Origin of the sequence: Mesorhizobium sp. J8 (assembly GCF_016591715.1) — a bacterium.
Taxonomy (GTDB): domain Bacteria; phylum Pseudomonadota; class Alphaproteobacteria; order Rhizobiales; family Rhizobiaceae; genus Mesorhizobium.
Genome location: NZ_AP024109.1, coordinates 2,544,711 through 2,563,844 on the forward strand (window position 1 = coordinate 2,544,711; position 19,134 = coordinate 2,563,844).

The following is a 19,134-nucleotide window of genomic DNA, read 5'->3' on the forward strand; positions in this document are numbered from 1 at the left end:
TGTCGCGGATTTTACAAGCGCCGGCTAATGAGCCGGGTCGGCATGGCGATGCACCAGCTTGAAGGCGCCGTCCTCCAGCCGGAACACTTCCGTCACCCGCAAGGTCATCTCGGTCGCCTCGCCGTTCCTGCCCATGCGCGTCTTGGCATGCTGCAGGCCGGTCCAGAAGGCCAGATCGCCGCTCGCTGAAGCCTGCAGCACCTCCAGGTCGGTGCTGCCGCCCTTGTGGAAGCTCGCGGCGTCGCGCTCGTAGCGGCCCGCAACCGCCTCGGCGCCTTCGAGATGGTCGCCGCGCGGCGAAAAGAACGTCGCCGGCCCAGCATGGGTGACGATCGCCTTCAGCGAAGTTGCATCGCCGTTGACATAATCCTCGGCGATCTTCTCGCGCTGCTTCATGAAGGCATCGAAGGACGAGCCGCCGGGATGCACCTTCCTGATCCAGCTTTCCAGGCCGGCCATGAAATTCTCGAGGAAGGCGGCGGTATCGGCATTGGTGACGGCGCCCTTGTCGTCGAGCAGTTCCGCGACATTGCCGATGTAAGCCTCCGGCTGCTGCATCACCGGCATGTCCAGGAAGACGAAGGTCTGCCGGAGGGCCTGGTTGGAGCCGAAAGCGCCGATCTTGCTAGGGCTGACGCTGACGACCCCGGCGGGCAGGCCCTTGAACACGCTCTTGCCCGACGGCCGCGAGCCGACATCGAGCGCATTCTTCAGACAGCCCGGGATCGAGCGGTTGTATTCCGGGGTGACGAACAGCGCCGCGTCGCATTCGCGTATCGCCGCGCGGAAGGCCGACCACGCCGCTGGCGGGCTGTCGCCGTCCAGATCCTCGTTGTAGAGCGGCAGCTCGCCGATCTCGACGAAGCGGCAGCGCACCGAATCCGGCGCACGGGCGGCCAGCGCCTTGGCGATCTTGCGGCTGAAGGATTGGGCGCGCAGGCTGCCGACGAGCACGGCGAGCTGCAGGACGGCATGTTCGGTTGCATCGGTCATGGCGAAACGTCCGTTTTGCTGGTGGCTCACAGGGAAGGCCGGCACGGCTCGGCCGCCCGACGTTTCGATAATGTCGGCAGCGGAGCGAGGTTCCCTTGCGCCGGCGTGCGCCCGAGGCGCTTGCGGCCTTGCCGCCGCGGTGATTGCACAGTAATGACGGGTTGGCGCGAGTTTCAGGCTCCCGATGACCCTGGAAACGGCGCTGAACAACGGTACCCGGTCTTCGGGCGGCAAAGAGGTGGTCATGTCCGCGCGCATTTTCAGTCCAGCCAAAACCGCGATGCAGTCCGGCAAGGCCAAGACCGGATATTGGGTGCTGGAATTCGATCCCGCCCAACGCAAGAAGATCGACCCGCTGATGGGCTACACCAGCTCGGGCGACATGCTGAGCCAGGTGAAGCTCACCTTCGACACGAAGGAAGAGGCGATTGCCTACGCCGAGAAGGAAAAGATCGCCTACCGCGTCGAAGAGCCGAAGGAAGCCAAGCGCCGGCAGATTTCCTATTCGGACAATTTCCGCTATGACCGCAGGACGCCCTGGACGCACTGACTTCGAGTCCTGCCCCACGCGGCATGAATGACCAGCCGGCTCGGCCGGCCGACGGTCCCGTAGCTCAGCTGGATAGAGCACCGGCCTTCTAAGCCGATGGTCGCAGGTTCGAATCCTGCCGGGATCGCCAATCTACTCAATGGCTATCGGATCCGGCTGACTCTGAATCTAAACCTTCGCCAAGAGATCAAACTCCACGAACGCCCGCACTTTGGCGGAGCGAGGCGCGTATCATTCCGCGCGAGCGCTGGCAGCAGGGCATGCGCCGCCCGAAATGCGCATGATAATTCTCGGCGGCTTCAACGACGGCTGGATCTGTTTCCGCGATCCCCATGCCCTAAGACGCCAAGGAAGGATTGGCATCGAAGAGGCAATTGGCAAAATCGCCGGGAGGCCTGCCGTGCCTGACAGCTGCCGACTTAAAATGACCACCTATCCCGCTGGCGCCATAGATCCATAGGAGTTCGCCACAAGCGATACCAACCGGCTCTCCTTATTTGCTCGGTTATCGGAGCCTCCCCGTACATCTTGAAGAATTGCAGCACGCGCGGGCTGGCGAAAGCCTTTTTCCCACGTGTGTTGTAGTCGCTGACCGGAAGGCGGTGCCGACTGACAATCAGCTCATTTCGCGAGAGTGCGACGCCGATGCAGAACTGCTCTGGGGCATCGGTTTTGGTCAATTCGCGTACGGCCAGCATCGCGGAATAAGCGTCGGTTAACGATCCGATATTGGCACGATGAATGCCCAGGATTCCGCTTTGCCACATTGGTTCGTGGCCTGTCAGGGTGTAGTCTCCGATCTTGATGCCCTTGCCTGTGAGAACGGGGTAAAGCCGATGCTCGCCCTCGCATTTACGCATGAAGGAGCGAGTCGGCGAAATATGTTGGAACCCTCTGGAGGGATCGACATAGGGATAGTGGTCGGAGTCCATGAAGATGAGGCGGTCCGCCCGCTTCAGGATTTCGATCAGGAAAGCAGCTTTGATGCCGAAATGATAGCGCCAGCCGAAAGACATCAGCTCTTTCTGGTCGGCGGTTATGATCATCGTCTCGATGGGATATCGGCGAACAAGATCGGGCCTGTCTGTTGCGATGATTATTTTGGCGCTTGGGCAATTGTACAAAAGCTTAAGTGCACTAAGCAGTGCGCCAAAATGATAAACCTCGTTATCGCCATAGACGATATAACCAAAAACGTCGTTCATTCGATCAAACGGGAGAGTGCCTGAGATGCTCCCACTACCAACACGCGCAACTGCAATCCACCCAAAAGTTCCCAATGTGGGGCGAGGGACTGATGGATTGGTCCCTTGCGCCTGTCCAAAGTTTCTTGGTTGATGGCTCGACCGATCCAAGACTACGTCGCGGGAGCGTTGGGGAGATATCCAAATGTCTGCGCTGTCCAAATGGCTGAGAGACGCACGTTCCAAATTGCCGGAACACGTGAGGGTCGGCCGCCATACCTACGGCGTGACATGGCGAAAGGTCCTGTTTCCCTCGAAGGACGCCCCGCTGGAAATCGGCGCCTTTTGCTCGGTTGCCGGCCAAGTGCTCTTCATATGCTCCGGCCAGCATCCGACCGGGAGCGCAACTTCGTTTCCGATCTACAGTCGGTTGCTGAAGCAGCCCGAGCCGATTGCAAATGGCGGCAGGCCGGGTGGCGTTACCGTCGGCAATGATGTCTGGATCGGCAACGGCGCCATGATTTTGCCGGGCGTCGAGATCGGCGACGGCGCTGTCGTCGGGGCAGGGGCGGTGGTCACGAAGAACGTGCCTCCTTACGCGATCGTCGGCGGCTCCCCGGCAAGGTTGATCAGATACCGCTTTTCGAAGGACATCATCTCGAAACTGCTTGCCATTCAATGGTGGCGTTGGGACGACGAGAAGATCAAGGCCGAGGCGGCCATCCTAACCGGTCCCATAGAGGCTTTCGTCGAGAGGCATTCTGTGGCAGGCACGCGACGAAATGACGGCAGCGGTTAGCGGAACGATGAAGTCGTGTTTCTTCCTGGCGACGGATGCCAACTACTTTCCCTATGCCTGCCTCACAGCGCGCCGGATACTGGACGTCTCCACGCCGATCGACGGCTTTCTGCTCTACACCGGTGCGAGCGAACCCGATCTTGAAGTCGCCCGCCGCTTGTTGAAAGGCAGAGTCAAACTGGTGGATGTCACGGACTTCATGACGAATTTCGGGTTTCGTTTCGGGACCTACAGCATTGCCGCTTACGTTCGGCTTTTCGCCGACCGGTTTCCGTTTTTCGAGCCGTATGATCGCATCGCATACACGGACTGCGACGTTCTCTTCAACCGAGACATCAATGACCTGGCTGGACAGCCGCTGCGCGCCCCGCTGCTCGCCGCGCATGACGACTATATGTATTTCAGGCCTTCCTACCGGCAAAAGCTCAAGCTGGCGCCCGGTGCGCCATACTTCAATTCGGGTGTCGTCGTCTTCGACATGAACGCGGTCCGCGAGAATGCCCTGCTGGAGCAAACCCGAAAGACCGCCATTCAAGGCAAGATGAACGACCAAAATGCGTTGAACGTCGTCTTCGAGGGCAAATGGCAGACGATGCACCCGAACTGGAATCTGCAATCGCTGGGGACGAGGGAGTTTCGCTTTTCCCAAGCCTGGGCCAGGCATTTCGCCGGCGGCAAGCCGTGGGGCAGCCAGGTCGGAGTCGAACTGGAGGCGCTGAGCATCTGGCGCGACCTGGCAAAGGGTACGCCCTGGCGCAAGCCGTTCGAGCAGCGCATACCCTTCGAGCGCGGCGTGATGAAGCGCTTCTTCCGCCGTTTCGACGTCGTTGCCGGCCTTTTCGGCAAGGATATCCAGCGCCGCCGCGCCAGATATGACGGCTCGAAGATGCATCGGATCTACGCCCGGCAGGCTGAAGAAGGCGCACTGGCGGTCCAGTTCCCGGAAGTGCTCGGCGGCTTTGGCTGAACCATCCGCCGCCGCGCCGCTGTGGATAGTAACCGCGCGTTTACCACGTCCCGGTGCTCGTGTTGCGGCCTGCCGCCAGACTCGCCGAAATGGAGCTGCCTGAACCCGTCAGGCAACCCCGAAGCCCGGCGGCCGGCGTTTTCATATACCCACGGGACGCGTGCTTGAACGCGTTCCAAGTATGCGTCGGCCGTCACCGCGCCTCCATTGAAAAGGCATGCCCGCCGCGGCAATGGGAAACCGCGACGGCTTGGTGACGCCCCTCACAGGGCGCCATGGGAAAATCGAGGCTTCGCCAGCAGGCCGGCGACCTTGGCCGCCTTGCGCAGGGTCTTGCGGGCTTCGACCGGGCTGCGTAGGCCGTCGAGCGCGTCGCGGCAGACGCGGCTCGCCGAGCGCCAGGCGCCATCGCGCGCCTGTCTGGGCCAGCGCTGGTCCAGGCATTCCATCGCCTCGAAGCAGCTCGAAACCTTGCGCTGGCCGTTTGGCTGGAAATCGATCACGACCGGCTCGGAAAACCAGACATCGTTCATCACTTCCTCCGTTCTTATGATCGTCTTTTGAGCAAGCAATCGGCGCTGGATGGCGCCCTATGCGGCTCCGCGATTGCGGACCCGCGCGTTAACCAATCACCGGGCCTTAGGTTCCGAAGAATTTCAAGAGTTGGGGCAGTTGCGGGAAAATGTGAGCGGCTAGGCTCGGCGCCTTGAGCCTAGCCTTCCGCCCGGGATCACAAAAACAAGGAGGTAGAGTGATCGGGCAGCGTCCGGACGAACTCAGGCGTCGGCCAATCCGCGATTGCGGACGTTGAAAAAATCGCGTGACCAAAGTCACTGCCACACCCTCACGGGCGGCGCTAATGAACCCGGCAGGCTGATGAAACGCGGGAAGACCTCTCATGCTTATCGCCGTGCTCGCATCCACTATGACCGTCGCCACCTTAATGGCGACCGCTTTCGGGCTCTACGAGGAAGCGCGACTGAACCGCTCGCACGCTGAGGCGGATCATGCGCGCGCGTTTCGAACGGAGCGCCGGTTTCCGGTCAAATGGCGCGATCGGTAGGCCCGTCACCGCCAGGCATGTTCACGCCGCTTCTACTGGCCATGTGCATCTTTCGGGCCGGAATCCTGTTGTCTCCGGCGATGCTGGCGGTGCTGGTCCTTTTATGGCTTTACTACCGCTAGAGCGTTTCACCGTTTCACAGAAACGGCGATCCGCTCTATCTCCTCTTTTACGCAATTCCGGCGGAAAACCGCTCACACTTTCCTGGAATTGCTCTAGGCTGGCCTATGGAGCGCCAAGGCCCGCCATACCCTATTCCACCAGCACATGCGCCTCGCGCGCGGCGACGATGAAGGCCTCCCTGGCGTTGTCAGCCGCAACGTCGCCGCGGATCGCCCGGCGGCAGGCGCGCAAGGCCGCGCCATGCAGTGCGCTGCCGGCATCGCGCCATTGGCCGGTCAGCAGTTCGACGGCCTGTTCGGCGTTGGATATGTGGCGGATCGAGCCGGAAACCCCGACGGCCACTTCGACCGGCCTGGAAAACCATCCCTGGATCATCGTTGAAACCTCCCGAACTATGTCGGACCACGATATATTTTATCGTAGAGCTGCGCCTCGAAGCGTCAACTTAACGTGAAGCCGTTTCACGAAGGCGGCTCAGCTTGCTCATCGTCCAAGCGGCTTCCGTGAAAGCTCGATCAATTCCGCCTCGTCGGTAATGCCCGCCATATAGTTGGCGATGATGCGCGATGCGCGCGCTTCCTTCTGCTCGGCAGTCTCGCCTTCGAAATTGCCGTTTTCATAGACACGGCCAAGCATGGCCGTCTCGTCGGGGTTGAACGTGTTGCGTACGACGGACATGGCTTCCTCCTCCAGCCCGGCCCCTCTTGCCCGGCCAATATTAGCACGCTTCGAGATTGGGAGTGAGTCGCGGCAACATCGTGGCCGAGGTCTCTTCAACCGGGCACGCCGGTTGCTGTGCTTCCTTGGCTGCGGCGGCCACTGTTTTGCCGGCCTCGTTATATTCTTGCCGAATGAGCGCTGCGCTGATACGCATTAGCAGTGCGGAATTTTTCCGAGTCTCCATTGACTTGAGCCCAGAAAAGCGCCGCGCATTTTGTCCGAGACCAGCAACCCCGACGTGGTGGCAACCGGGTTACGAAGGGGTTCTGGTCGAAAAAGAAGCAGGGCAGGTCCCGTGTCCAAACCGGGGCAGGCTCAACAACGCTCTGGAACTCTGAAGCCATTGCCCCCATGGCCTTCGGAAGAGCATGAACCACGGGGAAATCGATGGTTACGAAGAAACTTACCGCCAACGCAGAAAGCGCGGCAGCCTTTCTTGCGGTGATGGGCAACGAGAAGCGTTTGCTCATCATGAACTACCTCGCCGAGGGCGAACTCTCGGTCGGCGTGCTCGCCGACAAGGTCGAACTCAGCCAGTCAGCGCTGTCGCAACACCTGGCCAAACTGCGCAGGTTTGGCCTTGTCGAAACCCGCCGCGATCGTCAGATGGTCTATTATTCCTGCAAGTCTTCGGCAGCGCGCGAGCTTCTGGCGCTGCTCGACGGCCTGCTGGCCATGGACAAGCCGCTTGCCGGACCGGCAAGGCAGGCTTTGGTCGAGAGGATGCGGCGGCCGCAGGCTGCCTGAACGGACTGCAACGCGCGGACGAGGCCGGGGGGCCTTCGTCCGGCGCGGCGCCTCGACGGCGCAGACTGCGTAGAAGCGGGCCGCATCGCGACGCCGCCCGCGTTTTCTTGCATCGCTCCTGCCATGCCGCTCGCGGAGCGGTTCATCACGTTTGTTTGAGAGGCGATGCTTCGAAGCCGGATATTTCCTGTAACTAGCCGATGATAAATGATTTTCTTGTGCTGATGGATGCCCGGCCCAGCCGAAGCTTACGGATTTGTAAGTCGCCCGGCCGGCCACTGTTGGCTAAATTTCGGTCGATCCACACCCCCGGATCATCACGGCGCCGAACTTCCACTTCGGCCCGTAAGAGGCTCGCCGCTCCCGGCGGGCCTTTTTCGTTTTGACATTCCCGTGCCTTGCCGCGCTCACCAGGGGCGATTACCGGCTTGATGTCGTTGGTTCCTGTCCGACAATCTGGACACCCGATTCCCTGTCACCTATCGTTTCGTTTGGTTTGCATTGCGCAATGTGCACGCCGGGCTCCCGATCCGCGAAGCGGCGGGCAGCGTGGCATTCTTGATCTTCGGGGCTGACGATGTTCGATACGCAGAAAGCCAGGGCCGCTTCGCGCCTGTTGGTGACCCATTGGGACAATGGCACCCGTCTCGATGCGATACCCGAGACGGTGCGACCGCAAACGCGCTCGGAAGGCTATGCCGTCCAATCGCATGTGATGGATCGCTCGGCGGCTCCGCTTTTCGGATGGAAAATCGCCGCCACCAGCCTGGCTGGGCAGAGACACATCAACGTCGACGGTCCGATGGCGGGGCGACTGCTGGCGGAGAAGGCGGTCGAGGTCGGCGGAGCCGTCTCGCTGGCGACGAGCAGGATGCGCGTGGCCGAGATCGAATTCGCTTTTCGCTTCGGCCGCGAGCTGAGGCCGCGCGCGGAGCCCTATGAGGTCGCCGAGGTGATGGATACCGTGGCAACCCTGCACCCGGCGATCGAGATACCGGACTCGCGATACGACGATTTCTGCGCGGTCGGCGCCGCCCAGCTCATCGCGGACAATGCCTGCGCCAATCTGTTCGTCATCGGCGAGGCCGTGGAAGGCGAATGGCGCGATGTGGATCTGGCGAAGCACCCGGTGGTTGGGTTCGTCACCGGGAAGTCGCGCCACGACGGATCGGGAGCGGCCGTGCTGGGCGATCCCCGGATTGCCCTTCAATGGATCGTCAACGAATTGTCGGGCCTGGGCATCGCGCTCGAGCCGGGGCAGGTGGTGATAACCGGCACCTGCGTCAAGCCGATAGAAGTCGAGCCCGGCGATGAAGTCATCGGTGACCTGGGCAGGTTCGGCCGCGTCTCGGTCCGGTTTGTCTGATCAGACCTTTGCAGCGCGCTGCCTTGTGACGACGCTGCGCACGGCGAGCACCAGCACGGTGATAATGATCAGGATCACCGAAAGCGCCGCGATCGCCGGATCGATGTTGTCGCGCAGGCCCATCCACATCAGGCGGGGGAGCGTAATGGCGTTGACCGAAGTGATGAACAAGGTCACGCCGATCTCTTCCCAGGAGAGCACGAAAGAGAGCAGCGCCGCGGTGACGATGCCGAACTTGATGTTGGGCATGATGACGCGCGTCGCGCGTTCCCACACGGTGGCGCCGAGGCCGCGCGCGGCAAGGTCGATGCGCCGGTCGAGCTGGCTGAGTGACACCAGGATCAGAACAGTGGCGAACGGCACCGTCATCACCGAATGCGCCATGGCGACACCCAGCCAGGTGTCGTAGCCGAAGAACGAGGTTAGGCCCGATACCGAGGTGAGCAGGAAATAGAGCGTCACCGCCGAGACCACCGGCGGCACCACCATCGGCAGCAGCACGAAGCCGACAAGGGCGGCGGTGAAGCGCGGCTGGAACATCCACACACCGAGGCTGAAGGTCAGCGCAAGCGCGGTGGAAAGGATGCTGCTGACGACACCGATCCTGAGCGACAGCAGGATCGAATCTAGCCAGCGCGGATCCTCGATTAGCGAGCGGTAGTGGCGGAGCGACAGTTCCCCGGTCGGCATGGTCAGCATGCGGCTCGGCGTCAGTGACACCGGGATGACCGCAAGCAGCGGCATCAAAAGGAACAGCGCCACCAGCACGGCGAGGATCAGCGAAACGGGTCCGGGACGGTAGGTCGGCATCGCGCTACACCAATTGTTTCGGTTTGACGTAGCGGAACAGAAGCGCCATCAGCGCGCCGACGAACACCACCAGCACGACGCTGATTGCCGCGCCAAGCCCCCAGTCCGGGCTCTGGAAGATGCGCAGGTAGATCAGCTCCGCGATCATTACGGAGCGGCCGCCGCCGAGGATCGCCGGCGTGACGAAGAAGCCCAGCGAGAAGACGAAGGTGATCAGCGCCGAACCGATGATGCCGGAGCGCGTCATCGGCACGAACACCGTCCAGAAGGTGCGCATGCGGCTGGAGCCAAGCCCGCGCGCCGCGAGCAGCACGCGCTCGTCCAGGCTGCGCATGGCGGACGCCAGCGGGAACACCGCGAAGGGAATGAGGAAGTGCGACATGCCGACGATGACGCCGAACTCGTTGCGCACCAGGGTCAGCGGCTCGGAGATGAAGCCGATCGATTGCAGCCATGTGTTGATCAGGCCGCGATTGGAGAGCAGCGCCACCCAGCCGAAGGCGCGCGTCAGCACCGAGATCCAGAACGGCACAAGGATGCAGAATTCGGCAAGCACGCGCTGCACCGGGCTGCCGCGCACCCAGACAACCGTGATCGCATAGGCGGCGGTGACCGAAACGATGGTGACGATCGCCGCGATGCGCAGCGTGCGGATGAACACCGACTGCACCAGATCGTCGGTAAGCAAGGCGTGGTACTGGCCGAGCCCGGGCGTGGGGAGCGTAAAGCTCCACTTCACCACGCCGAGGAAGGGCCAGGCATAGGCAAGGATGAGGAACAGGAGCAGCGGCGCCATCAACAGCGCCGCGCCCATCCTGTCGGAGAGGGTCCCTCTCATCGGTTTGAAAGTCTCGGCCCGATCAGGCCGAGATGATCTTGGTGTATTCGTCGAGCGCGGCGCCGTAGTTCTTGGCGTACCATTCCATGTCGAGCGGGATCTGTTTCGACATGTTCGCCGGATCGACCGGGTTGATGCGCTTCTTGTCGGCCGGGATCAGCGCGTCGGCCGCCGGATTGGCGGGGCCCTGGCCGAGCTTGTCGAACATCACCAGTTCCTTCTGCGGATCCTGAGTGCTGGCGATGAATTTCATCGCCGCTTCCTTGCCGCCGGGATTGTTCTTCAGCACCGCCAGCGCGCCGGGCGAGATCAGGCCCTGGTCCCAGATGAACTTGATCTGCCCGCCGGAGTCCTGCTCGATCAGCGAGGCGCGGGTTGACCACACGATCGCCATCGAAGCCTCGCCGTTGAGCAGCACGCTCTGGCTCTCGGCGCCACCGCCCCAATAGGAGACGACGTTTTCCTTGAAGGCGGCGATCTTGTCATGCGCGCGCTTCAAATCCAGCGGATAGAGCGAGGCCGGCGCGACGCCGTCGGCGAGCAGTGCGGCTTCCCAGCTCGACACGCCCCATTTGTAGAGCGAGCGCTTGCCGGGGAATTTCTTGACGTCGAAGAAGTCGGCCATGCCGGTCGGCGCATTGGAGCCGAATTTCTGCGAGTCGTAGGCGATGACATAGGAGAAGAAATAGGTGGACGCGGCATATTCCCAGCCGAAGCCCGGCCGCATCTTGCTCTTGTCGACGATCTTGTAATCGATCGGCTCGAGCATGCCCTGGCCGCCGAGCGTGATGGCCGAGAACGGATCGACGTCGACGAGATCCCAGGTCGGCGCCCCGCTCTTGAACTGCGCGGCGATCGCGCCTTCGGTCGGGCCCGAACCGTCCATCTTGACCGGGATGCCGGTGTCCTTGGTGAAGGCCTGGCCGTAGGCCGCGTCATAGGCCGTGATAGCATCGCCGCCCCAGTTCACCAGCACCAGGCCTTTGGTCTCGGCCTGAGCGCCGGTCGAGCGCAACAGCATCGGCGTGCCGGCGAGCACGAGGCCCGCGAGCTGCGCGAACTGGCGGCGTGAAATCTCGCCGCGCTTGGTCCGCTCGGCCAGTGATTCGATGGTCTGTTTCGTCGTGTTGTTCGTCATGTCAGTTCCCCTTGTTGTCGTTGATCTGAACCGGAAGCCGGTGCGGCGATGTCAGGCCGCGACGGCGCTCTCTACTGTCCTCCGTCCGGAAGGAGGAAACCTTTTTCGGCCGGCCATGTCAGCCAGACGGAATTGCCTTTGCTCAAGGCCGCGGCCGCGACCTCGTTCGGCACCGAGACGGTGACCTTGGCGCCGTGGCGCGTGGTGAGGTCGAGCTTGGTCGCGGCACCCAGATAGGTCGAGGCGACAGCGGTCGCGGCGACGCCGTTCTGATTGTCCGAGGCTTCCGGCGCGATCGACATGTCCTCGGGGCGGATGGCGAGGATCGCGTCGCCTTTGATCGCTTCCGCCTTGCAGCGCATGTTGACCGCGCGGTCCTCGCAGAGCCCGGTGGCGCCATTGTCGGCGGGGCGCACCCCCTTCACCGGCAGCATGTTGATCTCGCCCAGGAACTCCGCGACGAAGCGGTTGGCCGGCCGGTCGTAGACCTCGTCCGGCCTGCCGACCTGCAGGAGCTTGCCGTGATTGAAGATCGCGACGCGCGACGACAGTGCCAACGCCTCGCTCTGGTCGTGGGTGACGAAGACGAAGGTCGTGCCGGTCTCCTGGTGCAGCCGCTTCATCTCGGCCTGCATCTGGCCGCGCAGGCTCTTGTCCAGCGCCGAGAACGGCTCGTCGAGAAGAAGCACGCCCGGCTCGAACACCAGCGCGCGGGCCAGCGCCACGCGCTGCTGCTGGCCGCCGGAAAGCTGTGCCGGCAGCTTCTTCTCATGCCCCTTGAGGCCGACGCGCTCGATCATCTCGCCAACGCGTTGCTTGATCTCGGCGGCGGATTTCTTGCGCACCTTGAGCGGGAATGCGATGTTCTGTTCCACGCTCATATGCGGAAACAGCGCGTAGCCCTGGAACACCATGCCGGCGGCGCGCTGCTCGGCCGGCCGGTTGGTGATGTCGACGCCGTCGCTGAAAAGCTTGCCTTCGCTCGGCTGGACGAAGCCGGCCAGTATCATCAGGAAGGTGGTCTTGCCGGAGCCGGAAGGTCCAAGCAGCGTCAGGAACTCGCCGCGGCTGATATCGAGCGACAGATTGTCGAGCGCCCGGAACGAGCCGAAGCTCTTGCCGATCCCGTTCGCTTTGATTTCTGCGGCCCGGCCGGGTTGCTGCATCCTGGCTCTTTCCTCAGTTCCCGGATGAAATCGTAGGCATGGCTGCGGCTCACCGCAACCGAATAGTTTTCGCCTGATCGGCAAATTTGATTCACGGGTGCCGAGGAACGGCGACCGGGAAACGCCGATCTCAATATTTAGCCAGGCTGCTCTCCGACAGCTTCGCCCTCAACCAGTCGCCGAAGGCATTGAGCACCGGGTGCCCCGCCTTGGCGTGCTCGAAGACGAGGAAATAGGATCGCGGCGACGGGACGGTCGCCTCGAACGGCTTGACCAGCCGGCCTTCGCTCAGCGCCTGGCGGCCGGTCAGCTCGTCGCCCAGCGCAATCCCCTGGCCGGCGATCGCCGCCGAGAAGACGAGATTCATGTCGGAAAAGAAGATGCCGCCTTCGGTGTCGGGATTTTCCACCTTGGACAGCGCCAGCCAGCGCGCCCAGTCCTCGGTGTCGGAAAGATGAAGCAGGTTGGCGCGCAGCACGTCAGCGGGTTTGGAAAAGCCGCCGACCTTGTTGAGCAGTCTGGGGCTGCAGAGCGGCGTGAAGGAGACTTCGCACAGCAACTCCACGGCCCGGTTCGGCCAGTTGCCGACGCCGAAGGCGATGAAGGCGTCGGCGTCCGGATTGCTGACATCGTCGAGCCGCCGCGGCGTGAGCACGGACAGCGTCACGTCCGGATACATCTGCTGGAACTCGCCGATATGGGTGCACAGGAACATCGAGGCGAAGCCCGGCGGGCAGGATATGGCGAAAGAGCCGCCGACCCCGGCGCCGCTGTTCTGCGTCCTCGCGTCGCCGAGCACGGTCAGCGCCTTCCTGACATCGGCCGCGTAGCGCTGGCCGCGCGGCGTCAGCGCGACGCCCTTGCCGATGCGCTGCAACAGATCGAAGCCGAGGTCGCGTTCGAGCAGCCGTAGCTGATGCGAAACGGCGCTCCTGGTGAGGTGAAGCTCGTCGGCGGCGCGCCACACGCTGCCATGACGGGCAAAACTGTCGAGGGCGCGCAGCGCCTGCGTGGACGGTATTCTCAAGAGGCCTCAGGTGAACCGAATTTGCACGAGCCGGGAAAACATATCACTTTTTGCTGAGCCGCTTCACTGCTTTCTTTGAGGCATGGACAAACCGGTGACGACCTCGGCGCAGGAAACCGCGCTTGCCACGATCGACAGCATCCAGCCGCTGCTCTCGGCCTGGACGCGCACCATCTTCGATTTCGGCGAGACCGCGTGGCGCGAGTACCAATCGGCCGCGTGGTATGTCGAGCGGCTGAAGCGCGAGGGCTTCTCGGTCGAGGAAGGCTCGGGCGGCATGCCGACCGCCTTCTGCGCCCATTGGACGAATGGCGACGGCCCGGTGATCGGCATGTATGGCGAGTATGACGCCGTGCCCGGCAACTGCCAGGATGCCGCGACGGTGAAACAGCCGCGTCCCGGTCTAGGCTTCGAGGCCGGCGGCCACACCGATCCGCATTCGGGCCTCGGCATCGGCAGCCTCGGCGGGTTGCTCGCTACCAAGGCGGCAATGCAGGAGCACGGCATCAAGGGCACGCTGCGCTTCACCGGCGAGCCGGCGGAGAAGGTGAGGGGCTCGAAGCCGATTCATGCCGCCAAGGGCTATTATGACGGCCTTGCCGGCATGATCTCCTTCCATCCCTTCTACATGCTGCCGCTCTGCAACACCGCGCGCTGGGACACGCATTGCGGCGCCGCCTATTCGATGATCTATCGCTTCGTGTGCGACGAGCCCGAGAACTGGACCCGCGCGGCAAGCGACGGCGCGCCGATCCCGCAGGCGCACTCCGCGGTCAGGGCGCCCGGCGCCAATGACGCGCTGATGATGATGTACATGGCCTCCAAGGCGTTGCGCGATTCCATGCTGACGCATCAGGGCGGCTGGTCGATCAGCGAAGCGATCCTCACGGCAGGCCAGGCGACCGCCGACAATTTGCCGGCCGGTCTGGCCGAGATCCAGTACATGATCCGCGTGCCGACCATTGCAATGGCCGAACAGGTGACAGCAGTGCTCGACCGCAACGCCGAAGCCGCGGCCAGGATGAGCGGCTGCCGCTACGAGCGCCACTGGGTGTCGAAGTCGCGGCCCGGGCTCGCCAATCACGCCATGGCCGATATTACCTATCAGGCACTATCCACTGTTGGCGCGCCGCAATGGAACGAAGAGGCGAGGGCGATCGCCCGCGAGGTCCAGGTCAATGCCGGCGGCGAGGCGACCGAAAATCCGTTTATCGATGAGCTGGAACAGCTGATTTCGCCGCAAGAGGCCGAAGCGATCTTGCGCCGCGATCTGCCGCCGTCGCAAGTGAATTCCACTTCCGACGACTACACCGACATGAGCTGGCATGCGCCGACATCGCGTTTCTACATCGCCCGTCCGGCGCTGCGCGCGGCCGGCGGCCACACCTATCCGGCCTGGGCGATGAATGCGCTGGGCGGCATCCCCGCCACCATCGATCCGATGGTCACCTGCGCCGCCAAGACGGTGGCGCTGACGGCGCTGCGCCTGCTGGAAGATAAGGCCGCGCGTGACGCCGCCATGGACGAGTTCGTCAGGCGAACCGGCGGAGGGGTCGGCGGCTCGAACTGGATCGCGCCGCTTTGCGACTACGAGCCGCCGATCAACTTCCGCTGGCCGGAATATGTCACCACGCCGCGCGGGCGCGATTGGTGGATCCCGGCCGCTTCCACAGCATGACCGATCAACAGAACAGTCCAGAGGAGAACACCATGACCGTCCATGACCGCATCGTCGCCGAGCCGTTCTCGCTGCAGCGCCGCAACCCCAACGGCGGCACCAAGCCGCTGACCGCCTGGGGCTTCGCCAACGAGACCGATGTGCTGACCGACGTGCTGCTCGGTTCGCCGAACTTCCTGCGGCATCTGTCGACCAGCTCGCTGTCCAGAAAACATCTGCGCGAGGCGCCCTGCAACATCCAGATCGCCCAGGCGCAGCACAAGGACCTCGTGGCGGCCTACGAGCATTTCGGCGTCAACATCCACTGGCACGAGCCGACGCCGGAACTGCCGATGCAGGTCTATTCGCGCGATTCCAGCGTCATGACGCCTTACGGCGCCTTCATCACCGCCATGGCCAACTGGTGGCGGCGCGGCGAGAACTACGCCGCCATCCGCACCTATGAGAAGCTCGGCATCCCGATCTACGACATGGTGACGGCCGGTACCTTCGAGGGCGGCGACTTCAACGTCATCGAGGACGGCGTCGTGCTGATCGGCTGCGGCGGCGCCCGCACCCAGGAAGAGGGCGCCCGCCAGGTGAAGGAATGGTTCGACAAGGAAGGCTGGGAGACGCGGCTCGCCTTCATCGACGAGTACTATGTCCATATCGATCTGATGGTGGTGCCGATCGCCGAAAAGCTCACCGCCGTCTGCCTCGCTTGCACCGAGCCCGGCATCGTCGACTGGCTGAAGGGCAAGGGCCACGAGATCATCGACGTGCCCTTCCAGGACACGATGGCGCTCGGCTGCAACTTCATGTCGCTCGGCAAGGACAGGGTGATCGCGCCGACCTCCAGCAAGACGCTGATCGGTCAGCTGAAGGCGCGCGGCTTCGAGGTCGCGGCCGTCGACATGAGCGAAATCTCCAAGACTGGCGGCGGCATCCATTGCATGGCGCAGGCGCTGAAGCGCGTGCCGGCGTAACGGGCTTTCAAAGTCCGAAACCACCGAAGGGGAACACCTGTCCTCCTGGCCGTCAGGCTAGGAGGACATTTCTTTTTGCAGGCGCGGCATGTCAGGAGACTTCGTTATATCCGTTCCGATCATCCTGGCCCTGCGCTAGGCTTCCGTCAGCCGAAACAGGATTGCCGCAAAGATGATCGTCCAGGCCTGCATCAACGGCGCCCGCCCCGCCGATTTCCATCCCGCATTGCCGCTCGATCCTGAGGCCATGGCGCGCGATGCCGCGGCCTCGATCGCGGCGGGCGCGGCCGAGCTTCATGTGCATGCGCGCGGCGCCGATGGTAGAGAGAGCCTGGCGCCCGAAGCGATGGACAGGACGGTCGCGGCGCTGCGCCTCGCCTGTCCGGGCACGCTGATCGGCATCTCCACCGGCGCCTGGATCGAGAAGGACGATCTGCGCACCCTGGTCTCCATCTCCGGATGGCGCGAACTGCCCGACTATGCCTCGGTCAATCTCAGCGAGACGGCGGCCCCCGTCGTCATGGAAAGCCTGCGCCAGCGCGGCATCGGCATCGAGGCCGGCCTGGCATCCATCGCCGACGCCGAGCGGCTGGTTAGCCTCGATCACGGCGGCCGGGTGCTGCGCGTACTGATCGAGATTTCCGAGCAGGCGCTGGACGAGGCCTTTGCGGTGGCGGACGGCATCGAAAAGGTGCTGGGGCGCGCCGGTATCAGGCGCTCGACCCTACTGCATGGCGAGAACGCCACTGTCTGGCCATTTGTCGAGCGCGCGGCGGCAAGGAAGTTGTCGACGCGAGTCGGGCTGGAGGATGGCAAGGAATTGCCGGACGGTAGCGTGGCGGACGGCAACCCGGCGCTGGTTGCTGCAGCTGTCGGGATTTATCGCGGCGCGTAGCAACAGCCAATCTCCCCCGCAACGAGGGAGATCAGCAGTTCCAGCTTCACTGCGTATCCGCGTTGGCCCTCAACTCGGCGCGTTTCTCGTCCGACACCACCGCAAGGTCCAGAACCTTCTGCAACCCCGCCGCGTGGCGGAAGGTCGGCTCGGTTTGCGCGCCGCTCTTCACCGCCTCGACGAAGCGCTGGTAATTGGTCGGCACGGAGCCTGCGTCGAGTTCCTCCCATTTGGCGTTCTCGACATTGCCGCCGATACAAGCCTTTAGCATCGAGCCGTCGAGATTGTGCACCACTTCGACGGCGCCCTTGTCGCCATGGATGCGCAAGCGCAGTTCGTTGATATGGCCGGTGGCCCAGCGGCTGGCATGCACCACGCCGAAGGCGCCGTTGGCGAAGTCGAGCGTCATGGCGAAACTGTCATTGGCATCGAGCTGGTATTCGCCGATGCGGTTGCCCGGCGCCTTGTCGAAGGCGCGCAGCCGGCAGAACACATGGTCAACGTCGAGCGCCGCGCCATAGCTGGCGAAATCGAGGATGTGGATGCCGACATCGCCGAGCACGCCGTTGGAGCCATGGCCGCGCGACAGCCGCCACAGCCATTTCGGATCCGTGCGCCAGTCGCCCCAGAATTTCGACACCAGCCAGCTCTGCAGGTAGGACGCCTCGACATGACGCACCGTGCCGATCTCGCCGGCCTGCACCATCTGGCGCGCCTTCTGCAGCGCGGCGACATTGCGATAGGTGAGGTTGACCATGTTGACGACGCCGGCGGCTTCAGCCGCATCGGCCATCTCGCTGGCTTTGCCGAAATTTTCAGCTAGCGGCTTCTCGCACAGCACCGGCTTGCCGGCGGCGACCAGCGCCATGGTGGTCGGATGGTGGATGCGGTCCGGCGTGACATTGGCGACCGCGTCGAAATCGCCCCAGTCGAGCGCCGCCTCCAGCGAGGTGAAGCGCTTCGGGATCTTGTAGGCGTCGGCATATTCGCCGACGCGGGCCGGATCGACATCGACCGCACCGACGATGTCAACGCCCTCGATGGCGCCGAAGCGGCGGGCATGTTCCTGCGCCATCCACCCGGTGCCCAGTATCAAAAGCCGCATCTTTTGCTCCCTCCGAGCGGTTTGGTTCGATTCAATCATGAGATGCGACTGTGACCCAGGCGCTGTGTCCGCGCAATCCCGGGCGAAGCGGGGAGGCGCCTTTTTAACGGAAGCCGGCCTCGCCATGCGCATGCAGCTTGGGCCCGCGCTCCTCGATCGGCTCCAGCGCCTTCTCGACCGGCACGTTCGGCGCATCGAGAATGGCGGGCTTCGAGCCTTGCGGGTTGTGCGCCCACTTCACCGCGTTGCGCAGTACTTTCTGGACTGTCGCATCGTGATAGGTCGGATAGGTCTCGTGTCCGGGGCGGAAGTAGAAGACATTGCCGGCCCCGCGCCGGTAGGTCAGGCCCGAGCGGAACACCTCGCCACCCTGAAACCATGAGATGAAGACGGTTTCGAGCGGCTCCGGCACGGCGAACTGCTCGCCATACATCTCCTCGTTTTCGAGTTCGAAGAACTCGCCGACGCCTTCGGCGATCGGATGGCTGGTGCTCGTCACCCACAGCCGCTCGCGCTCGCCGGCCTCGCGCCATTTCAGCGTGCAGGGCGTGCCCATCAGCCGCTTGAAGACCTTCGAGAAGTGCCCGGAATGGAGCACGATCAGCCCCATGCCTTCCCAGACGCGCCTTGCAACACGCTCGACCACCTCGTCGGCGACCGCGCCATGGTCCTTGTGGCCCCACCAGACGAGCACGTCGGTCTCGGCGAGGCGGGCTTCCGGCAGGCCGTGCTCCGGCTGCTCCAGCGTGGCCGTTGAGGCGGAGATCGCCTTGTCCGCATTCAGCGCCTTGGCGATGGTCGCGTGCATGCCTTCCGGATAGATGCCGGCCACCACCTCATTGGTCCGCTCATGGATGTTCTCGCCCCAGACGACAGCGCGAATTGTCATGAATTGCCTCGTGAGTGATTGGGAGCCGCCCCGCGTCATAGATAGCGCCTTCGCCCGGTATTGAAAGCGTTTTTGGAGAGCTTGGTTTCTTTAGCGCGGTGTGAAGAAAGG

General features: G+C 63.2%; 20 protein-coding genes, 1 tRNA gene and 2 pseudogenes. 10 read left to right on the plus strand and 13 right to left on the minus strand.

Annotated features, from left to right (window positions below):
- Nucleotides 1-24: 24 nt before the first annotated feature.
- Together MJ8_RS32780 and MJ8_RS32785 are read right to left on the minus strand one after the other, a co-directional pair.
- Complete coding sequence (locus MJ8_RS32780; protein WP_412177115.1) at nt 25-459, minus strand: YybH family protein; 435 nt, start codon at nt 457-459, stop codon at nt 25-27.
- Nucleotides 433-993 (minus strand): annotated as a pseudogene (locus MJ8_RS32785) (NADPH-dependent FMN reductase); the annotation flags it as partial. The pseudogene MJ8_RS32785 and the gene MJ8_RS32780, both read right to left, overlap by 27 nt.
- A gap of 244 nt (nt 994-1,237) precedes the next feature.
- Here MJ8_RS32785 and MJ8_RS11780 point away from each other — a divergent pair.
- Both MJ8_RS11780 and MJ8_RS11785 read left to right on the plus strand, forming a co-directional pair.
- Nucleotides 1,238-1,543, plus strand: a complete 306-nt coding sequence (locus tag MJ8_RS11780) for an ETC complex I subunit (protein WP_041001802.1) — start codon at nt 1,238-1,240, stop codon at nt 1,541-1,543.
- 53 nt (nt 1,544-1,596) lie between these two features.
- Nucleotides 1,597-1,673: transfer RNA gene (locus MJ8_RS11785), tRNA-Arg, on the plus strand.
- A 289-nt stretch (nt 1,674-1,962) separates the two neighbouring features.
- Here the strand turns inward: MJ8_RS11785 and MJ8_RS11790 are convergent.
- Nucleotides 1,963-2,748 (minus strand): hypothetical protein, encoded by a 786-nt coding sequence (locus MJ8_RS11790; RefSeq protein WP_201414523.1) that lies wholly within the window; start codon nt 2,746-2,748, stop codon nt 1,963-1,965.
- 466 nt (nt 2,749-3,214) lie between these two features.
- Between MJ8_RS11790 and MJ8_RS32790 the strand changes: the two are divergent.
- Both MJ8_RS32790 and MJ8_RS11800 read left to right on the plus strand, forming a co-directional pair.
- A pseudogene (locus tag MJ8_RS32790) lies at nt 3,215-3,436 on the plus strand (DapH/DapD/GlmU-related protein); the annotation flags it as partial.
- A gap of 73 nt (nt 3,437-3,509) precedes the next feature.
- Complete coding sequence (locus MJ8_RS11800) at nt 3,510-4,493, plus strand: glycosyltransferase family 8 protein (RefSeq protein WP_201414525.1); 984 nt, start codon at nt 3,510-3,512, stop codon at nt 4,491-4,493.
- A 263-nt stretch (nt 4,494-4,756) separates the two neighbouring features.
- Here MJ8_RS11800 and MJ8_RS11805 read toward each other — a convergent pair whose 3' ends face one another.
- The gene (locus MJ8_RS11805) at nt 4,757-5,026 is read right to left on the minus strand and encodes a DUF982 domain-containing protein (RefSeq protein ID WP_201414526.1); all 270 of its coding nucleotides are present in this window, start codon (nt 5,024-5,026) and stop codon (nt 4,757-4,759) included.
- A 365-nt stretch (nt 5,027-5,391) separates the two neighbouring features.
- On the opposite strand from MJ8_RS11805, the gene MJ8_RS11810 reads away from it, so the two are divergent.
- Nucleotides 5,392-5,556, plus strand: a complete 165-nt coding sequence (locus MJ8_RS11810; RefSeq protein WP_201414527.1) for a hypothetical protein — start codon at nt 5,392-5,394, stop codon at nt 5,554-5,556.
- A 252-nt stretch (nt 5,557-5,808) separates the two neighbouring features.
- On the opposite strand, the gene MJ8_RS11815 is transcribed toward MJ8_RS11810, so the two are convergent.
- Both MJ8_RS11815 and MJ8_RS11820 read right to left on the minus strand, forming a co-directional pair.
- A complete protein-coding gene (locus MJ8_RS11815) occupies nt 5,809-6,054 on the minus strand; it encodes a DUF982 domain-containing protein (protein WP_201414528.1) in 246 nt (81 codons plus the stop codon).
- Between the two features lie 108 nt (nt 6,055-6,162).
- Nucleotides 6,163-6,357, minus strand: a complete 195-nt coding sequence (locus MJ8_RS11820; RefSeq protein WP_040988333.1) for a hypothetical protein — start codon at nt 6,355-6,357, stop codon at nt 6,163-6,165.
- A gap of 429 nt (nt 6,358-6,786) precedes the next feature.
- Between MJ8_RS11820 and MJ8_RS11825 the strand changes: the two genes are divergently transcribed.
- The gene (locus tag MJ8_RS11825) at nt 6,787-7,146 is read left to right on the plus strand and encodes an ArsR/SmtB family transcription factor (protein WP_201414529.1); all 360 of its coding nucleotides are present in this window, start codon (nt 6,787-6,789) and stop codon (nt 7,144-7,146) included.
- Between the two features lie 577 nt (nt 7,147-7,723).
- On the plus strand, nt 7,724-8,512 hold the full coding sequence (locus MJ8_RS11830) for a 2-keto-4-pentenoate hydratase (protein ID WP_201414530.1): 789 nt from the start codon (nt 7,724-7,726) through the stop codon (nt 8,510-8,512).
- Here MJ8_RS11830 and MJ8_RS11835 read toward each other — a convergent pair whose 3' ends face one another.
- The 5 genes from MJ8_RS11835 to MJ8_RS11855 form a co-directional block, all read right to left on the minus strand.
- The gene (locus MJ8_RS11835; protein WP_201414531.1) at nt 8,513-9,322 is read right to left on the minus strand and encodes an ABC transporter permease; all 810 of its coding nucleotides are present in this window, start codon (nt 9,320-9,322) and stop codon (nt 8,513-8,515) included.
- A 4-nt stretch (nt 9,323-9,326) separates the two neighbouring features.
- Nucleotides 9,327-10,160: an ABC transporter permease gene (locus MJ8_RS11840; protein ID WP_201414532.1), complete on the minus strand. Its 834-nt coding sequence runs from the start codon at nt 10,158-10,160 to the stop codon at nt 9,327-9,329.
- Between the two features lie 22 nt (nt 10,161-10,182).
- Nucleotides 10,183-11,298, minus strand: a complete 1,116-nt coding sequence (locus MJ8_RS11845) for an ABC transporter substrate-binding protein (protein WP_201414533.1) — start codon at nt 11,296-11,298, stop codon at nt 10,183-10,185.
- A 71-nt stretch (nt 11,299-11,369) separates the two neighbouring features.
- Entirely contained in the window at nt 11,370-12,464 is a 1,095-nt protein-coding gene (locus MJ8_RS11850) for an ABC transporter ATP-binding protein (RefSeq protein WP_201414534.1), read from the minus strand.
- Between the two features lie 130 nt (nt 12,465-12,594).
- Entirely contained in the window at nt 12,595-13,491 is an 897-nt protein-coding gene (locus tag MJ8_RS11855) for a LysR substrate-binding domain-containing protein (protein WP_095767109.1), read from the minus strand.
- A gap of 82 nt (nt 13,492-13,573) precedes the next feature.
- Between MJ8_RS11855 and MJ8_RS11860 the strand changes: the two genes are divergently transcribed.
- The 3 genes from MJ8_RS11860 to MJ8_RS11870 all read left to right on the plus strand — a co-directional run bounded on the left by MJ8_RS11860 (nt 13,574) and on the right by MJ8_RS11870 (nt 17,029).
- Nucleotides 13,574-15,169, plus strand: a complete 1,596-nt coding sequence (locus MJ8_RS11860) for an amidohydrolase (RefSeq protein ID WP_201414535.1) — start codon at nt 13,574-13,576, stop codon at nt 15,167-15,169.
- 32 nt (nt 15,170-15,201) lie between these two features.
- Nucleotides 15,202-16,134, plus strand: coding sequence for a dimethylarginine dimethylaminohydrolase family protein (locus MJ8_RS11865; RefSeq protein WP_126061695.1), 933 nt, complete (start codon nt 15,202-15,204; stop codon nt 16,132-16,134).
- 172 nt (nt 16,135-16,306) lie between these two features.
- Complete coding sequence (locus tag MJ8_RS11870) at nt 16,307-17,029, plus strand: 3-keto-5-aminohexanoate cleavage protein (RefSeq protein WP_201414536.1); 723 nt, start codon at nt 16,307-16,309, stop codon at nt 17,027-17,029.
- A gap of 46 nt (nt 17,030-17,075) precedes the next feature.
- Here the strand turns inward: MJ8_RS11870 and MJ8_RS11875 are convergent, their stop codons facing one another.
- The gene (locus MJ8_RS11875) at nt 17,076-18,134 is read right to left on the minus strand and encodes a Gfo/Idh/MocA family protein (RefSeq protein WP_201414537.1); all 1,059 of its coding nucleotides are present in this window, start codon (nt 18,132-18,134) and stop codon (nt 17,076-17,078) included.
- A gap of 103 nt (nt 18,135-18,237) precedes the next feature.
- Nucleotides 18,238-19,023 (minus strand): ThuA domain-containing protein, encoded by a 786-nt coding sequence (locus tag MJ8_RS11880; protein ID WP_201414538.1) that lies wholly within the window; start codon nt 19,021-19,023, stop codon nt 18,238-18,240.
- Nucleotides 19,024-19,134: the final 111 nt, after the last annotated feature.

What these genes read in the sequence shown, in the direction of transcription:
- MJ8_RS32780 (WP_412177115.1), bottom strand. Translation starts at nt 459, where the DNA reads ATGGCCGGCCTGGAAAGCTGGATCAGGAAGGTGCATCCCGGCGGCTCG.
- MJ8_RS11780 (WP_041001802.1), top strand. Translation starts at nt 1,238, where the DNA reads ATGTCCGCGCGCATTTTCAGTCCAGCCAAAACCGCGATGCAGTCCGGC.
- MJ8_RS11790 (WP_201414523.1), bottom strand. Translation starts at nt 2,748, where the DNA reads ATGAACGACGTTTTTGGTTATATCGTCTATGGCGATAACGAGGTTTAT.
- MJ8_RS11800 (WP_201414525.1), top strand. Translation starts at nt 3,510, where the DNA reads ATGACGGCAGCGGTTAGCGGAACGATGAAGTCGTGTTTCTTCCTGGCG.
- MJ8_RS11805 (WP_201414526.1), bottom strand. Translation starts at nt 5,026, where the DNA reads ATGAACGATGTCTGGTTTTCCGAGCCGGTCGTGATCGATTTCCAGCCA.
- MJ8_RS11810 (WP_201414527.1), top strand. Translation starts at nt 5,392, where the DNA reads ATGCTTATCGCCGTGCTCGCATCCACTATGACCGTCGCCACCTTAATG.
- MJ8_RS11815 (WP_201414528.1), bottom strand. Translation starts at nt 6,054, where the DNA reads ATGATCCAGGGATGGTTTTCCAGGCCGGTCGAAGTGGCCGTCGGGGTT.
- MJ8_RS11820 (WP_040988333.1), bottom strand. Translation starts at nt 6,357, where the DNA reads ATGTCCGTCGTACGCAACACGTTCAACCCCGACGAGACGGCCATGCTT.
- MJ8_RS11825 (WP_201414529.1), top strand. Translation starts at nt 6,787, where the DNA reads ATGGTTACGAAGAAACTTACCGCCAACGCAGAAAGCGCGGCAGCCTTT.
- MJ8_RS11830 (WP_201414530.1), top strand. Translation starts at nt 7,724, where the DNA reads ATGTTCGATACGCAGAAAGCCAGGGCCGCTTCGCGCCTGTTGGTGACC.
- MJ8_RS11835 (WP_201414531.1), bottom strand. Translation starts at nt 9,322, where the DNA reads ATGCCGACCTACCGTCCCGGACCCGTTTCGCTGATCCTCGCCGTGCTG.
- MJ8_RS11840 (WP_201414532.1), bottom strand. Translation starts at nt 10,160, where the DNA reads ATGAGAGGGACCCTCTCCGACAGGATGGGCGCGGCGCTGTTGATGGCG.
- MJ8_RS11845 (WP_201414533.1), bottom strand. Translation starts at nt 11,298, where the DNA reads ATGACGAACAACACGACGAAACAGACCATCGAATCACTGGCCGAGCGG.
- MJ8_RS11850 (WP_201414534.1), bottom strand. Translation starts at nt 12,464, where the DNA reads ATGCAGCAACCCGGCCGGGCCGCAGAAATCAAAGCGAACGGGATCGGC.
- MJ8_RS11860 (WP_201414535.1), top strand. Translation starts at nt 13,574, where the DNA reads ATGGACAAACCGGTGACGACCTCGGCGCAGGAAACCGCGCTTGCCACG.
- MJ8_RS11865 (WP_126061695.1), top strand. Translation starts at nt 15,202, where the DNA reads ATGACCGTCCATGACCGCATCGTCGCCGAGCCGTTCTCGCTGCAGCGC.
- MJ8_RS11870 (WP_201414536.1), top strand. Translation starts at nt 16,307, where the DNA reads ATGATCGTCCAGGCCTGCATCAACGGCGCCCGCCCCGCCGATTTCCAT.
- MJ8_RS11875 (WP_201414537.1), bottom strand. Translation starts at nt 18,134, where the DNA reads ATGCGGCTTTTGATACTGGGCACCGGGTGGATGGCGCAGGAACATGCC.
- MJ8_RS11880 (WP_201414538.1), bottom strand. Translation starts at nt 19,023, where the DNA reads ATGACAATTCGCGCTGTCGTCTGGGGCGAGAACATCCATGAGCGGACC.